General features: G+C 70.7%; 12 protein-coding genes and 1 tRNA gene. 3 read left to right on the forward strand and 10 right to left on the reverse strand.

Features of this window, described 5'->3' with window-relative positions; genetic code table 11:
* Nucleotides 1-47 precede the first annotated feature (47 nt).
* From A0130_11375 to A0130_11400, 6 genes are read right to left on the reverse strand one after another with little or no spacing between them, the layout of a single operon-like run.
* On the reverse strand, nt 48-1754 hold the full coding sequence (locus A0130_11375; GenBank protein ID ANF32196.1) for a serine/threonine protein kinase: 1707 nt from the start codon (nt 1752-1754) through the stop codon (nt 48-50).
* Nucleotides 1751-3205: a cell division protein FtsI gene (locus A0130_11380; protein ID ANF32197.1), complete on the reverse strand. Its 1455-nt coding sequence runs from the start codon at nt 3203-3205 to the stop codon at nt 1751-1753. The genes A0130_11375 and A0130_11380 overlap by 4 nt, the downstream gene beginning before the upstream one ends.
* A gap of 1 nt (nt 3206) precedes the next feature.
* A complete protein-coding gene (locus A0130_11385) occupies nt 3207-4607 on the reverse strand; it encodes a cell division protein FtsW (GenBank protein ANF32198.1) in 1401 nt (466 codons plus the stop codon).
* Complete coding sequence (locus A0130_11390; GenBank protein ID ANF32199.1) at nt 4591-5841, reverse strand: protein phosphatase; 1251 nt, start codon at nt 5839-5841, stop codon at nt 4591-4593. The genes A0130_11385 and A0130_11390 overlap by 17 nt, the downstream gene beginning before the upstream one ends.
* A gap of 3 nt (nt 5842-5844) precedes the next feature.
* The gene (locus A0130_11395) at nt 5845-6435 is read right to left on the reverse strand and encodes an FHA domain-containing protein (protein ID ANF32200.1); all 591 of its coding nucleotides are present in this window, start codon (nt 6433-6435) and stop codon (nt 5845-5847) included.
* Entirely contained in the window at nt 6432-7148 is a 717-nt protein-coding gene (locus A0130_11400; protein ID ANF32201.1) for a phosphopeptide-binding protein, read from the reverse strand. The genes A0130_11395 and A0130_11400 overlap by 4 nt, the downstream gene beginning before the upstream one ends.
* A gap of 142 nt (nt 7149-7290) precedes the next feature.
* Here A0130_11400 and A0130_11405 point away from each other — a divergent pair.
* The 3 genes from A0130_11405 to A0130_11415 all read left to right on the forward strand — a co-directional run bounded on the left by A0130_11405 (nt 7291) and on the right by A0130_11415 (nt 10818).
* Nucleotides 7291-7373: transfer RNA gene (locus tag A0130_11405), tRNA-Leu, on the forward strand.
* Nucleotides 7374-7453: 80 nt separating this feature from the next.
* Nucleotides 7454-8494 (forward strand): hypothetical protein, encoded by a 1041-nt coding sequence (locus tag A0130_11410; protein ANF32202.1) that lies wholly within the window; start codon nt 7454-7456, stop codon nt 8492-8494.
* 62 nt (nt 8495-8556) lie between these two features.
* Nucleotides 8557-10818: a hypothetical protein gene (locus tag A0130_11415; protein ANF32203.1), complete on the forward strand. Its 2262-nt coding sequence runs from the start codon at nt 8557-8559 to the stop codon at nt 10816-10818.
* 13 nt (nt 10819-10831) lie between these two features.
* Here the strand turns inward: A0130_11415 and A0130_11420 are convergent, their stop codons facing one another.
* The 4 genes from A0130_11420 to A0130_11435 all read right to left on the reverse strand — a co-directional run bounded on the left by A0130_11420 (nt 10832) and on the right by A0130_11435 (nt 13978).
* Nucleotides 10832-12043 carry a two-component sensor histidine kinase gene (locus tag A0130_11420; GenBank protein ID ANF33405.1) on the reverse strand — a complete coding sequence of 404 codons (1212 nt, stop codon included), beginning with the start codon at nt 12041-12043 and terminating at the stop codon, nt 10832-10834.
* A 5-nt stretch (nt 12044-12048) separates the two neighbouring features.
* The gene (locus A0130_11425) at nt 12049-12660 is read right to left on the reverse strand and encodes a two-component system response regulator (protein ID ANF33406.1); all 612 of its coding nucleotides are present in this window, start codon (nt 12658-12660) and stop codon (nt 12049-12051) included.
* Nucleotides 12661-12764: 104 nt separating this feature from the next.
* Nucleotides 12765-13517: a hypothetical protein gene (locus tag A0130_11430; GenBank protein ID ANF32204.1), complete on the reverse strand. Its 753-nt coding sequence runs from the start codon at nt 13515-13517 to the stop codon at nt 12765-12767.
* Entirely contained in the window at nt 13514-13978 is a 465-nt protein-coding gene (locus A0130_11435; GenBank protein ANF33407.1) for an FMN-binding protein, read from the reverse strand. Before A0130_11435 ends, A0130_11430 begins: the two co-directional genes overlap by 4 nt.
* Nucleotides 13979-14021 lie beyond the last annotated feature (43 nt).

The raw sequence follows: 14021 nt of genomic DNA on the forward strand, positions 1-14021 counted from the left end.
GATAGTGTAGCGGGGCGTGGCTGGGTATCTCCCCGAGGGGAGACCCGTCACTTGCCGTTGCCGCCGGGGTTCGGCGTCGAGGTGGAGCCGACGACCTCGTACGGCAGCGCGGGCGACTGGCCCGACTCCACCGACTCGCCGCAGAAGATCGTGTAGGTCAGCTGGTAGGTGCCCGCGGCGCTCGGGGACCACACCATCTTGGTGTCGTTGACCGGCGTCTGCGGCTGACCGTTCACGTACAGGCGGCGGCCGACGAGGTTCTGGCCGGCCGGGCACGTGGCCGAGCCGAAGTTCACCGTGATCTGCGACTGCGGGGTGCCCTGGCCGGACGGCGGGTTGGCCGAGACCGTGTCGGTCGGGGTCGGGATGGGTGCGACCGGACCGTAGACCTTGACCGAGATGGTCGAGCCCTTCGGCACCGGACCGGTCGGGTTGACCGAGTACACCTTGTTGGCCTGGTCCTGCGTCGTCGCGGCGTTGCCCTGCGAGACGTCGGCGACCATCCCGAGCTGCTGCAGCTTGTCGCGCGCCTGATCGGCGGTGAGGCCCAGGAAGTCGCTCTCGGTGATCTGCACGGTGTTGCTCGTGGGTGTCGGCGTCGGAGACGGCGTCGACGACTGCGTGACCGGCGGCGTGCTCGGCGTCGGCGTCGGTGCGGCCTTCGGCTGCGCCACCAGAGTGATGATCGTGCCGATGAGGATGAGCGCGAGCAGCGCGATGAGAGCGATCAGCGGCCAGGTCCAACGGCTGCGCTTGCGCTCCTCGACCGGCTCGGTGGTGGTGGTCTCCTCGACGACCGGGGCGACCGCGGTCGAGGGCAGCACAGTGGTCGCCGCCGTCGGGGCCGCGGTCGGCGACTGCATGAGCACGGTGGCTGCGTCGGTCGCGGCGGCGGCGCCCAGGATGGCCGGGACGGATGCTGCTGCTGCGCGGATGTCTCCACGGCGCAGGGCCTGCGCGGCGCGCGCGAGGTGCGCGGCCGAGGCGGGGCGGTCGGCGGGGTTCTTCGCGATGCACGCGAAAACCAGGTTGCGGACCGGCTCGGCGACCGTCGCCGGGAGCTCCGGGGGCGCCTCGTTGATCTGCGCCATTGCGATCGCGACCTGCGACTCGCCGGTGAACGGGCGGCGTCCGGCGAGGCACTCGTACGCGACGATGCCGAGCGAGTAGATGTCGGTCGTCGGCGACGCCGGGTGGCCTGAGGCCTGCTCCGGCGAGAGGTACTGCACGGTGCCCATGACCTGGCCGGTGGCTGTGAGCGGCACCTGGTCGGCGATCCGGGCGATGCCGAAGTCGGTGATCTTGACGCGGCCGTCCGGCGTGATGAGGAGGTTGCCGGGCTTGATGTCGCGGTGGACCAGGCCGGCTGCGTGGGCGGCGTGCAGCGCGGCGGCGGTCTGGGCGACGATGTCGAGGGTGCGGTCGGTGCTGAGGACGTGCTCCCGCTCCAGGATGCTCGACAGTGCCTCGCCGGGGACGAGCTCCATCACCAGGTAGGCGCTGCCCTCCTCCTCGCCGTAGTCGTAGACGTTGGCGATGCCCTCGTGGTTGACGAGGGCGGCGTGCCGCGCCTCCGCGCGGAAGCGCTCGAGGAAGCCGGGGTCGCCGAGGTACTCGTCCTTCAGGATCTTGATGGCGACGGTGCGCCCGATGACGAGATCGGTGGCCTGCCAGACCTCGCCCATCCCGCCGATCGCGATCCGCGACTGCAGCTCGTAACGTCCCCCGAAGGTGAGCCCTGCTGTGGGTCTCATTTATTCAGCACCGCCTCTAGTACTTTCCTCGCGATCGGAGCGGCGATGGAGTTTCCCGTGCCGCTCTGACCCTGTCCACCGCCATTTTCGACAACTACAGCCACAGCGAACTCCGGGTCGTTCGCCGGCGCGAAACCGGTGAACCACAGCGTGTAGGGATCGTCGTTCCCGTTCTGCGCCGTGCCCGTCTTACCGCCGACCTGAACCCCACCTATTCTTGCATTGCTCGCAACACCGTGATCGACGCCGTCGACCATCATCTGCTTGATGGTGTCCGCGTTCTGCTGGCTCAGCGGGCGGGAGAACTCCTTGGGCTGGAAGCTCTCCTCGGTCTGCAGATCAGCCGACCGGATGGAGTCCACGAGGTTGGGCGTCATGAGCGTCCCGCCGTTCGCGATCGCCGCCGAGACCATCGCCATCTGCAGCGGCGTCGCGCGGTCGTCCTTCTGTCCGAACGAGCCCAGGGCGCGCTCGGCCGCGTCGGTGTAGAGCGGGTAGACGCTCTTCTCGACCGGGATGGGGATGCTGAGCGCCTGGTTGAAGCCGAACTTGTCCGCCTGGTCCTTGATGACCTCGGGCTTGAGCTGCATGCCCAGCTCGGCGAACGGGATGTTGCACGACAGGATCTGCGCGGTCGCGATCGACACTGTGGCGCCCGGTCCGCAGGTGGTCAGCGAGTCGTTCTTGACGACCGTGGGGGAGTCGGGAAGGGGCAGCGATGCCGGGTTCGGGAGCTGGCTGTCCTTCGTGTACTGCCCGGTGCCGAAGGCGGCCGAACTCATCACCGGCTTGAAGGTCGATCCGGGCGGATTGAGGTCACCGCCGATCGTGCGGTTGATGAGCGGGTCGCCGGGAGCCGCGAGCAGCCCCTGGTACGCGCTGTCGACGGCCTTGCCGTCGTGCGACGCGAGCTGGTTCGGGTCGTAGGTCGGCTTCGAGACCATCGCGAGGATCTTGCCCGTCTTGGGCTGCAACAGCACGACGGCCCCCTGCTGGTCGCCCAGCGCATCCCACGCGGCCTGCTGGGCGACGGGGTCGATCGTCGTCTCGACCGTCGCGCCCTGCGGGTTCTTGCCGGTCAGGATGGCGTTGATCCGGTCGAAGAACTGCGAGTTGGCGGAGCCGCTGAGCTTCGCGTTGAGGGCGCCCTCGAGGCCGGTCGGCTCTCCGTTGATCGGGAAGAAGCCGGTGACGGCCGAGTAGAGCGGCCCGTTGCTGTAGACCCGCTGCCACTTGTAGACGTCGTTCGACGGAACGGACTGCGCGATCGGCTGACCCTTGACGAGGATCGCGCCGCGCTGCGCCGAGTAGCTGTCGTTGAGCGCACGCGTGTTGCGGGCATCCGTGTTGAGCGTGTCCGCCGAGAACACCTGCAGGATGGAGGTCGACACGAGCAGTGCGAGGAACATCCCGAGCACGATCGTGCTCACACGCTTGATCTCACGATTCATGTCAGCTCACCACCAGCCGGGGTTGATTGCGGACGGTGTCCGACAGGCGCAGCAGCAGCGCCACGATGATCCAGTTGGCGACGAGCGACGAGCCTCCCGCAGCCAGGAACGGCGTCGTGAGGCCGGTCAGCGGGATGACGCGGGTGACGCCGCCGATGACGATGAAGCACTGCAGCGCCACCGTGAACGACAGGCCGACCGCGAGGAGCTTCCCGAAGTCGTCCTGACCGGCGAAGCCGATGCGCAGGCCGCGCGCCACGAAGACGAGGTAGAGGGCGAAGATGGCGAACAGGCCGGCCAGCCCGAGCTCCTCTCCGATGCTCGCGATGATGTAGTCGCTCTGCGAGATCGGCGTGATCCACGGCTGGCCCTGACCGAGCCCCGTGCCGATGAGACCGCCGTGCGCGAGACCGAACAGCCCCTGCACCAGCTGGTAGCTGCCGCCCAGCTCGGCGTCGTACCGGCCCGGTGTGAAGGGCGTGAGCCAGTTCGCGAACCGGTCGTGCACGTACGGCAGGACCTGGCTGGCGATCACCGCACCGCCTACGACGAGCAGGACACCGAGGATGACCCAGCTGATGCGCGAGGTGGCCACGTAGAGCATGACCAGGAAGAGGCCGAATATGAGCAGTCCGGTGCCGAGGTCGCGCTGGAAGACGATGACCGCCATGGACGCCAGCCAGACGACGAGGATCGGGCCGAGGTCGCGGGCTCGCGGGAACCGGATGCCGAGGAACTTCTTGCCGACGACCGACAGCGAGTCGCGTGTCTGCACGAGGTAGCCGGCGAAGAAGATCGCCAGGCAGAGCTTGGCGATCTCGCCGGGCTGGAAGCTGAACGGGCCGATGCCGATCCACACTCGGGCGCCGTTGATCTCCTTGCCGATCCCGGGCAGCATCGGCAGCAGCAGGAGGATCAGCGCCGCGAAGCCGAACACGTACGTGTACCGCTGCAGGATGCGGTGGTTGCGGATGAGGCTCACCACCAGGATGGCGGCCACGATGGCGATCGCCGCCCACACGATCTGCTTGACGCCCGCGCTGTCCCAGCCCGCATCCTTGTAGTGGATGTCGATGCGGTAGATCTCGGCGATCCCGATCCCGGTGAGCACCGTCGCGATCGGCAGGAGGAACGGGTCCGCCTGGGGTGCGACGAAGCGCAGCGCGATGTGCATTCCGATCACCAGCGCGGAGAGACCGGCGCCGAGGTAGACCAGCGTGAGGTCGACGTGGCCGAGCGCACCGAGCTGCACCAGCACGACCGCGGCGGCGTTGATGGCGCAGGCGATGACGAGGAGGAAGAGCTCCAGGTTGCGGAGCTTCGCCGGAAGGCGCAGCCGTTTGACCGGACCGGTGGCGGTCCGGGGTCGCTGGGGCGCCTGCGCGCTACTGCTTGCCGGCATCGCTCAGCTGCTCCACGATCGTCTTCGCCGCCTGCAGGTCGTCGGCGTTGATGGTCTGCTCCACCTGCTGCTGGTCGTATTCGGGCAGGTCGTCGACCGTCACGTTCGACTCCTGATAGAGGTGGGACAGGCTGATCGGTCCGATTCCCTGCTGCACGCCCTGGTAGATCGCGACCTTGCCGTCGGGCGACGCGCCCACGTAGTAGCGGGACTGCGTCCACTGGTACCCGACGACGATCCCGAGGACGATCGCCAGGACGAGGAGGATGAGCCCGATCATCCAGGTGAGGCGACGCCGGCGGGCGCGGCGCGCGTCCTCTTCGATGAGCTCGTCGAGGTAGTCCTCGGACTGCGGCTCGAAGTGCGTCGGCCCGGTGGCCGGGCGGATGGGGTGCAGGCGGAGGCCGGGGAGCCGCGCCGCGCGGGTGGTCGGCTTCGGCTCGGCGCCGAACTGCAGGGGCGACGCGGCGGACCCGACCGTCACCGGATCCTTCATGACCTCGCCGCGGGCGGTGTCCGCGATGTCGAGCACGACGGCCGTGACGTTGTCGGGCGCTCCCGCGTCCAGGCTCTGCTTGAGCAGTCGTTCGGCGACCTGCTTCGGGCCGTCCTTGGACGCGAGGGTGGCCAGCATGTCGTCGTGCTTGACCACGCCGCTCAGGCCGTCCGAGCAGATCAGCCAGCGGTCGCCGGGTCTGGTGTCGAGCGTCCAGGTGTCGATCTCGGGGGAGGCGTCCACATCCCCGAGCACGCGCATCAGCACGGAGCGGCGGGGATGGACCATCGCCTCCTCCTCGGTGATGCGCCCGGAGTCGACGAGGCGCTGCACGAAGGTGTGGTCGGTGGTGACCTGCTTCAACTCGCCGTCGCGGAAGAGGTAGATGCGCGAGTCGCCGATGTGCGCGAACGCGATCTGGTCGCCGACGCGGACCATCGCGCTGACGGTGGTGCCCATCCCGGTGAGCTCGGGATGCTCGAACACGGTCTCGGCGAGCAGGGAGTTGGCGGCGATCAGGGCCGACTGCAGGGCGAACTCCGCCTCGGAGGACGACGCGTACTCGCGGTCGGCCTCGCGGATGCGGTTGACGGCGATCGCCGAGGCGACGTCGCCGCCGGCGTGGCCGCCCATGCCGTCGGCGACGACGAACAGGTCCCGTCCGGCGTAGCCGGAGTCCTGGTTGTTCGAGCGGATCTTCCCGACGTGGGAGACGGCCGCCGCCTTGTTCGCCGCCACGGGTTACCGCCGCAGCTCGAACGTGGTCGTGCCGATCTTGATCGGCGTGTCGAGCGGGACCTGGGTCGGGACGGTCACCCGGCGGCCGTCGAGGAACGTGCCGTTGGTGGAGTCGAGATCCTGGATCATCCACTCGTCGTTCCAGAGGAGCAGGCGGGCGTGGTGGGTGGAGGTGTAGTCGTCGCGGATGACGAGGTTGGACTCGCTGGAGCGGCCGATCGTGATCGGGTCGCGCCCGAGCGGGAGCTCCGTGCCGGCGCGCGGCCCGGAGGTGATGACGAGGCGGCGGGCGGTCTGGACGCTCGCGTTCGTGTGCGTGCTCGCGCGGTTCGCGCCCGACGGCAGGGAGGAGACCGGGGCGGCCTTCATCACCGGTTCGGTCGGTCCGGCGGGGACCGCGGCGGGCGCGGGGGCCGGCGCGGGGCTCGCCGGGAAGGGACCGGCCGGTGCTGCGGCCTGCGACTCCGGCAGCTTGCGCACGCGCTGCCCGAACAGGTCGGTGCGCAGCGCGTAGACGATGCCGAACACGAACAGCCAGAGCAGGAGAAGGAAGCCGAACCGCAGTACCAGCAGCGTCAGCTCACTGGGGTTCACGAGGGACTCCAGAAGTTGCCGGCGTCGCTGCGTCGCGCTCCGCCCGGGGCGGCCTGCGGGAGGACGCGGAAGACGATGCGCGTGCGGCCGAGCGTGATGACCGACTCCGGCTCAAGGATGGCTTTGCGCAGGGGCTGGCCGTCGAGCTTCGTCCCGTTGGTCGAGCCGAGGTCCTCCACCTGGGCGCGGTTGCCGTCCCACGTGATCATGACGTGGCGACGGGAGATGCCCGTGTCGTCGACGGTGATGTCCGCATCCGCGCCGCGTCCGACCACCGTGCGGGAGTGCGTCAGCGGGTAGTGGGTGCCGTTGACGTCGAGCACCGGGGTCCAGGCGACGTCGCCCTTCACGTTCTCGGACTCGACCTGCAGCATCCCCACCGAGAGCTCGGCGTCCTTCTCGAGGTCGATCGAGATGCCGCCGGCGAACTGGTAGTGCTGAGCTGCGGCGTGCTTTGTCACGAAGTCGATGAGCTCGTCGGTCAGCGCGGCCCCCATGGAGCGCATGCGGGTGTAGTCGGCGTCCGACATCCGGAGCACGAACCGGTTGGGCGCGAGGACGCGGTCGCGAGCGACAACGGCGGCCTTCGTGTCGAGCTCTTTGCGGAGCGCGCTGGTGAGCTCGACCGGCTGCAGCCCGGAACGGAAGGTCTTCGCGAACGCGCCGTTGACCGCACGCTCGAGCCCCCGCTCGAAGTTGTCCAGAATGCCCACGCTCTCCCGCTTCCGGCTCGATGACTACATGCATGTTAGTCGGAACCCTGGAAAACCCCCTGGCGATCCGGTGAAGATCGGCTCCTGGAGGGGGTCCCCGATTCGTGAACGGTCCGGGCGTCGTGTTAGAGTTCCTGGGTTCGCGCGAGTGGCGGAATTGGCAGACGCGCTGGCTTCAGGTGCCAGTGCCCGCAAGGGCGTGGGGGTTCAAGTCCCCCTCGCGCACGGACGAATGAAGGGCCGGATCGACTGCACAAGTCGGTCCGGCCCTTCGTCGTCGGGCCGCGATCGGGCAGAGTAACGGTGTGCAGACGTCCACCGCGCCGACCGCCCGCCATGTGGTGCGACCGCCCGGGCTGCACCGGCTCGGCGTGCGGCCGGCCGTCTGGGTGGACGACGCGGGTGACGAGGTACGGGATGCGGTGACGCTCGCGCGGCTCGACGGGCTGCGCATCCCGCCGGCGTGGACGCACGTGTGGGCGGCGCCGACCGGTGACGCGCCGTTGCAGGCGACCGGGGTGGATGCGCGTGGGCGCACGCAGTACCTCTATTCTCCCGAGGCCGTCGCGCGGGCGGAGGAACGCAAGTTCTCGGCGTTGATGGACTTCGCGGCCGCGCTCCCGGTGCTCCGCGAACGCGTGGACGCCGACCTGGCCGCTCTCGAGTCCGCATCTCCGGCCGTCCCGTTGACCGCTGCGGCGGTCCGGCTGCTCGATCAGGGGCTATTCCGCGTCGGGACCGACCGCTATGCGCGGGACAACCACACGTTCGGGCTGACGACGCTGACCCGCGCGCACGTGAGCGTGGACGGCGATGCGCTCGCGTTCGACTTCGTGGGCAAGGAGCACATCTCGCACCACATCGTGGTCGAGGACCCGGCGGTCGCCGGGGTGATCCGCGCGCGGCTCGCCGTCGAGGACGGCGACGACTCGGCGCTGTTCTCCACGGCCGAGCGGCCGGTTCCGCGGCGCATCGACAGCGTGACGGTCAACTCCTACATCCATGCGCACTCGGGCACGGCGTCGAGCGCGAAGACGTTCCGCACGTGGGGTGCGACGGTGGCGGCCGCGGCGGTCGCCGGAGGGGCGCGATTCGACGCGGAGAGGCGCGTGCGCGACGATCTCGCGCCGTATCACGCGGCCGCGCAGCTGCTGGGAGACACCCTCGCGGTCGCTCGGCGGTCGTACGTGCATCCGTCTGCGACGCTGGTCGGCGGTTCGGAAACCGTGAGGAAGGCGGTGTCGGCCGCCTCCTCCGAGGCGGGGACGGACGCGGTGCAGGCGATCCTGCGCGCCGAAGTCCTCCGCAGAGCGGTGTACGAAGGGCTTCTCTCCACAGATTCATGACCCGCTCCCCGCGCGGAGGTCGGGCCGCCTAGTCTGAGCCTGAACAGCGAGGGGAGGGCAGCATGCGCGTCGTTCGATGGCTGGGTCGGCACGACCCCGGGTTCAGCGCGCTTCGGCGCGCGGGGCGTGCGGCGATCGTGATGCCGCTGCTGTTCGCGCTCGGCACGCAGGTGATCCGCAACCCGGATGTCGCCTTCTTCTCGGCGTTCGGCACGTTCGCGATGCTGCTCTTCGTCGACTTCGGCGGCACCCTGCGCGAGCGCGTGCAGGCGATGGTCGGGCTCGCCGTGGTCGGGGCCGTGCTGGTCTGTCTCGGCACGCTGGCGTCCGAGCCGGTGTGGCTGTCGGCGATCGGGATGGCGGTCGTCGCGCTGCTCGTGCTCTTCGCCGGATCGGTGAGCTCGGTGACGGCGTCGGCGAGCACGTCGCTGCTGCTGGCGTTCATCCTCCCGGTCACGCTGCCCGGAACCGTCGCCTCGATACCGGCGCGGTTGGCCGGGTGGGGGATCGCGGCGGTGGTGTGCATCGTCGCGATCACCGTCCTCTGGCCGGCCCCCGCCCGGGAGCCGCTCCGGGGACCGGCCGTGACGGCGATCGGCGCCCTCGCTGCGCGGTTGCGGGCGGAGTCGGCGTTCCTGCGCGGCGACGGGGAGGCGGCGCTCGCCGCAGGGCGCGACCGCGCGATCGCCGCAGCGGACTCCGCGGTCAGGGCGCTGCACGAGGCGTTCATCGCCGCGCCCTATCGGCCGACCGGGCTGAGCACGCCCGCACGCACGATCGTGCGGCTGGTCGACGAGCTCGTGTGGCTCGACTCCGTCATGACGCAGTACGACAGTCTCGACCGGCCGCGGAGGGACATCCAGTCGGCGACGCACGCTGCAGCGTGGACGGTGAAGTCCGCCGCTGCCGAGGTCCTCGACGCCGGGGCGCTCGTTCTCGCTCAGCACGGCGCGGATCCGGTGCCGCTGGAGGATGCACTGCACCGGCTCTCCGAGGCACGCCTCGCGGTGGAGACGGCGATGCTGGCCCAACCGGCCGTCCCAGCACGTGCGGGAGGTGTCGCGCAGGAGATGATGACGACCCTGGACCCGGGGTTCCGCGCCCAGGAGCTCGCCTATGCGGCCGCGACGGTCGGCCGGAACATCGCACTCACCGCCCGCGCGGAGCGGCGGGGCTGGTGGCAGCGGATGCTCGGGCGCCAGCCGGGCGGCCTGAGCGGACCCGTCGCGGCGGCGGCCGAACGGGCGAGCGGGTTCGTCGGCTGGAACTCGGTCTGGCTGCGCAACAGCATCCGCGGGGCGATCGCGCTGGCCCTCGCGGTGCTGCTCGCCAAGCTGACCGGCGTGGAGCACTCCTTCTGGGTTGTCCTGGGCACGCTGTCCGTCCTGCGCTCGAACGCGTTGAGCACCGGGCAGAACGTGCTGCGCGGTGTGCTCGGGACGGTGATCGGCGTCGTCCTCGGCGCCGGGCTGCTGCTGCTCATCGGCAAGGACCCGGTGGTCCTCTGGATCGTGCTGCCGATCGGGATCCTGGTCGCCGGGGTGGCGCCGGCGGCGATCTCGTTCGCGGCGGGTCAGGCGGCGTTCACCGTCGTGCTCGTCCTGCTGTTCAACATCATCGCGCCGACGGGATGGACGGTCGGCCTGATCCGGATCGAGGACGTCGCCCTCGGCTGTGCGGTCAGCCTCGTCGTGGGCGCGCTGTTCTGGCCGCGCGGGGCCGCGGCGTCGTTGCGACGCGCTCTCAGTGACGCGTACCGGGACGGCGTGCAGTACCTCGAAGCGGCGGTCGCGTACGGGGTGGGGACACGGGACGGCTCAGCCGATCCGCGTGTGCAGGCCACCCGGGCGGCAGCGGCGTCGCGCCGGCTGGATGACGCGTTCCGTACGTATCTGGCGGAGCGCGGGGCTAAGCGGCGGCCGCTCGCGGAGGTCTCGGCGTCGGTGACGGGTGTCGCCGGCGTTCGGCAGGCCGGCGACGCGATCGTCGAGCTGTGGCGCGGGCAGCCTGCGGCCGACGGGCATACGGCCGAGGCGAAGGCGGCGCTCGACGAGGCCCTGGCGGGGCTGCGGTCCTGGTATGCCGAACTCGCCGACCAGCTGCTCGCTCGCGGGGCTCTTCCGGAGCCGCGGCCGGCCGACCCGGCGATGGTGCAGCAGCTCGCGGGCGCGGTGCTCGCATCGCAGCGCACCGCCGACGACATGCACGACACGGCCACGGCGGTCCGGCTCATCTGGACGGCCGACTACCTGGAGGTTGTGAGCCGGCTGGAGTCCGCGATCGTCGCGCCGGTGGGGGTGCTCAGGGACGACGTGTCGCGCTGACGGGGAGGGGCGGTCAGTGCGCCCGCGGTAGCCGGACGGTCACCACCGCGCCGCCCTCCGCTGCGTTGGAGGCGGCGACGGTTCCGCCGTGCCGGGTCACCACCTCCGACACGAGCGCCAGACCGAGGCCGTAGTGGCGCGGGCGGTCCTCTCCCGGCTGCGCATCCCGGGCGGTGGCGAAACGCTCGAACGCACGGGACTCCACGCCGGCCGAGAAGCCCGGCCCGTCGTCCCGCACGACCAGCTCGACGCGATCCCGCACGACGGTCACGGTGAGCAGCACGTAGGACGCGGCGTGATCGAGGGCGTTGTCGACCAGCGCAACCACCATCCGTCGGAGAGACACGGGCGCGCCGGTGACGACCGAGTCCGGTACCGCCTCGACGTCGATACGGATGCCGCGCTCCTGAGCCCGCGCCTCCGCCGAACGCGCGACGGCCTGGGCGAGCTCGCCCAGGTCCACCCCCTCGCTTTCGGCAATCTGGCGCGGGTCGGCCGCGGTCAATAGGTCCTGCACGATCTCGGTGAGGGCCCGGCTGTCGTCGACGATCTCATCCAGTCCCGACCGGACCTCTTCTCTGGAGGCCGTCCCTCCGGAGACCTGGCGCCGCAGCAGCTGGGCGCGCGTGCTCAGCAGCGTGAGCGGGGTGCGGAGCTCGTGGCCAGCATCGGCGACGAACCGCCGTTGCAGGCCGAGCGCGTCCGCGAGCGGGCGGATCGACCTCCGCGCCAACAGCAGCCCGATGCCGGCCGCGGCGATGGACGCGATCAGACCGGAGAACACGAGGGCGACGACGAGGCGGTTCAGCTCCTCCTGCTGCTCGCCGAGCCCGTACGCGATCTGGACGACCTTGCCATTGCGCACGTCGGTCTCGACCAGGTAGCGCTGGCCGCCGGCCTCCACGGTCTCCGACACGGAGCCCCCGTTGGACATCACCGACTGCAGGGCGGACTCGTCGGGAAGTCCCTCGGGCATGTTCGGGGAGCTGTCCCGTCCCTGAGGCATGACGACCGTCACCAGCAGGTTGCGCGGCGCGTCGTGCGTCGAGTCCACCATGGAGGCGTCCGCGAGCGTGCGCTTCGCGGCCTCGACCTGGCCCGCCGAGACGACGGTGTAGACGACGATCCCGAGCGCGACGAACAGCCCGAGGATGATGAGGGCGAACTGCAGGGCCAGCCGACGCGATGCCGAGCGCAGCTCCTGGTCGTCCGCGCTCGCGCGCACTCCCGTCACAGCGCCCCCATCCGGTAGCCGACGCCTCGCACCGTCTCGACCAGGGAACGGCCGAATTTGCGGCGCAGGTGATGCACGTACGTGTCCACGACCCCGGGGTCGTCCGCGTCCGCGAACACCTCCTCGAGCAGAAGGGCGCGCGAGAACACCTGCGCGGGGCGCCGGGCGAGACGCTCCAGCAGTGCGGACTCGCGCTCGGAGAGCAGGGTGCGCTCGCCGTCGTCGAGGGTCACCGTTCGGCTCTCGGTGTCGAGGCGTCCGCCGGGGAACCGGACCGTCGGCACCACCGCGGAGGCCCGGCGCGTCAGGGCGCGCACGCGCGCGACGAGCTCGTCGATGTCGAACGGCTTGGCGAGGTAATCCTCGGCGCCGGCGTTGAGCCCGTCGACGCGATCGGGCGCCGTGCCGAGGGCGGACAGCACGAGGATGGGCGTGGTCACGCCGCTCTCGCGGAGCCGGCGCAGCACGTCAAGCCCCTCGAGAGCGGGCAGTCCGCGGTCGAGCACGATCGCACCGTAGGTGGAGGTGAGGCCGAGGTGGAGGGCGCGCTGGCCGTCGCGGGCCAGCTCGACGTCGAAGCCCTCCGAGCGGAGCAGGCCGTCCAGCATCCCCGCGAGACGGCTGTCGTCCTCGACGATCAGAACGCGCACCCTGTCGTCCACATCCACAGTGTAGGAGCGGCCACCGGGGAGAGGCTGGTCGACGGACGCGCTCATGCGCCTGCGGCGGAGCGGGCGAAGGTGAGGTCGCCCACCCCGAGGACGCGCGCGGACGCGTCCATCGCGAGCACACCGCGTGCGCCGTGGTCGATCGCCCAGCGGAGACCGTCCGGACCCAGTGCGAAGACCGCGGTCGCCAGCACGTCGGCGGTGGTCAGGTCGTCGGCCACCACGGTCGCACTGAGAAGTCCGGCGGCGATCGACCCGTCGCGGCCGTCCACGATGTGCGGTCCGCGCTCGTACAGTCCCGAGGTCGCGACCGCCGCATCCGACACCGCGAGCACCGCGAGCATGTCGGCGGGACGATGGGGCGAGCGGATGCCGACGCTCCATGGCCGGCCCTCGCCCGGGCTGCCCGAGACGACCACATCGCCGCCCGCGTTGAGGCAGTAGTCGCGGACGTCTGCGGCATCGAGGACGCGCGCGGCCCGGGCGGCCGCCCATCCCTTGACGACCCCGTCGAGGTCCCAGGTGCCGTCGGGCCGGCGGATGCGGAACGCTCCGCCCGACGCACGCACCGCCCTCTCGCCGATCGCGACGACCTCGCGGAAGTCGGCGCTCGGATCCGCGGTCGCGCCGGCGGCGGCGTTCGCCCGGCTCACCTCGCTGTCCGGGCGGTAGGTGCTGAAGCGGGCGTCCGCCTCCCGGAGCACCGCGAAGGCGCGGTCGGCGGCGGGTGCCGCATCCACGTCGTCCCGGATGTCGATCGACATGGGGATGCCCATGACGGTCTCGAGGAACCTCATCGCTTGTCGATCGCCGACTGGAGGGACTGGATGTAGCCCTCCGACGTGTAGGTCGCGCCCGACACGGTGTCGATGTTCGCGGACTGCGACTGGAGGGCCTCCTGCTGCAGGATCGGCAGCGCCTGGTCGTTGATCTCGATGTCGCGGCCGTTGCCGCTCGGCGACTGCACCGTCCTCACTGCGGTGATCGTCGTCCCCGAGAAGGTCACCTCGACCTGCACCGCTCCGTAGCGCGTGTCGACGGCGTCGCCGGTCACGGTCGTGGTCGCCGTCGAGGCGGAGGCGCTCGGAGACGGGGTCGAACTCGGCGTGGTGGCGTCGCCGGACGACGTCGAGGACGTCCCCGACTCGCTGCTCGTGCTTCCGGAGGTCGTCGACCCGCTCGTCGTGGACGCCGCCGCGGGCGACGCGGCCACCTGCTCGCCCACCCCGTAGAGCTTGAGCCCCACGGTCGCGCCCATGACCACGAGGATGATGGTGAAGAGTGCGGTTCCCCGCCAGTTG

Origin of the sequence: Leifsonia xyli, from assembly GCA_001647635.1 — a bacterium.
Classification (GTDB): Bacteria; Actinomycetota; Actinomycetes; order Actinomycetales; family Microbacteriaceae; genus Leifsonia; species Leifsonia xyli_A.

What these genes read in the sequence shown, in the direction of transcription:
- A0130_11375 (ANF32196.1), bottom strand. Translation starts at nt 1,754, where the DNA reads ATGAGACCCACAGCAGGGCTCACCTTCGGGGGACGTTACGAGCTGCAG.
- A0130_11380 (ANF32197.1), bottom strand. Translation starts at nt 3,205, where the DNA reads ATGAATCGTGAGATCAAGCGTGTGAGCACGATCGTGCTCGGGATGTTC.
- A0130_11385 (ANF32198.1), bottom strand. Translation starts at nt 4,607, where the DNA reads ATGCCGGCAAGCAGTAGCGCGCAGGCGCCCCAGCGACCCCGGACCGCC.
- A0130_11415 (ANF32203.1), top strand. Translation starts at nt 8,557, where the DNA reads ATGCGCGTCGTTCGATGGCTGGGTCGGCACGACCCCGGGTTCAGCGCG.
- A0130_11425 (ANF33406.1), bottom strand. Translation starts at nt 12,660, where the DNA reads ATGCTGGACGGCCTGCTCCGCTCGGAGGGCTTCGACGTCGAGCTGGCC.
- A0130_11430 (ANF32204.1), bottom strand. Translation starts at nt 13,517, where the DNA reads ATGAGGTTCCTCGAGACCGTCATGGGCATCCCCATGTCGATCGACATC.
- A0130_11435 (ANF33407.1), bottom strand. Translation starts at nt 13,978, where the DNA reads ATGGGCGCGACCGTGGGGCTCAAGCTCTACGGGGTGGGCGAGCAGGTG.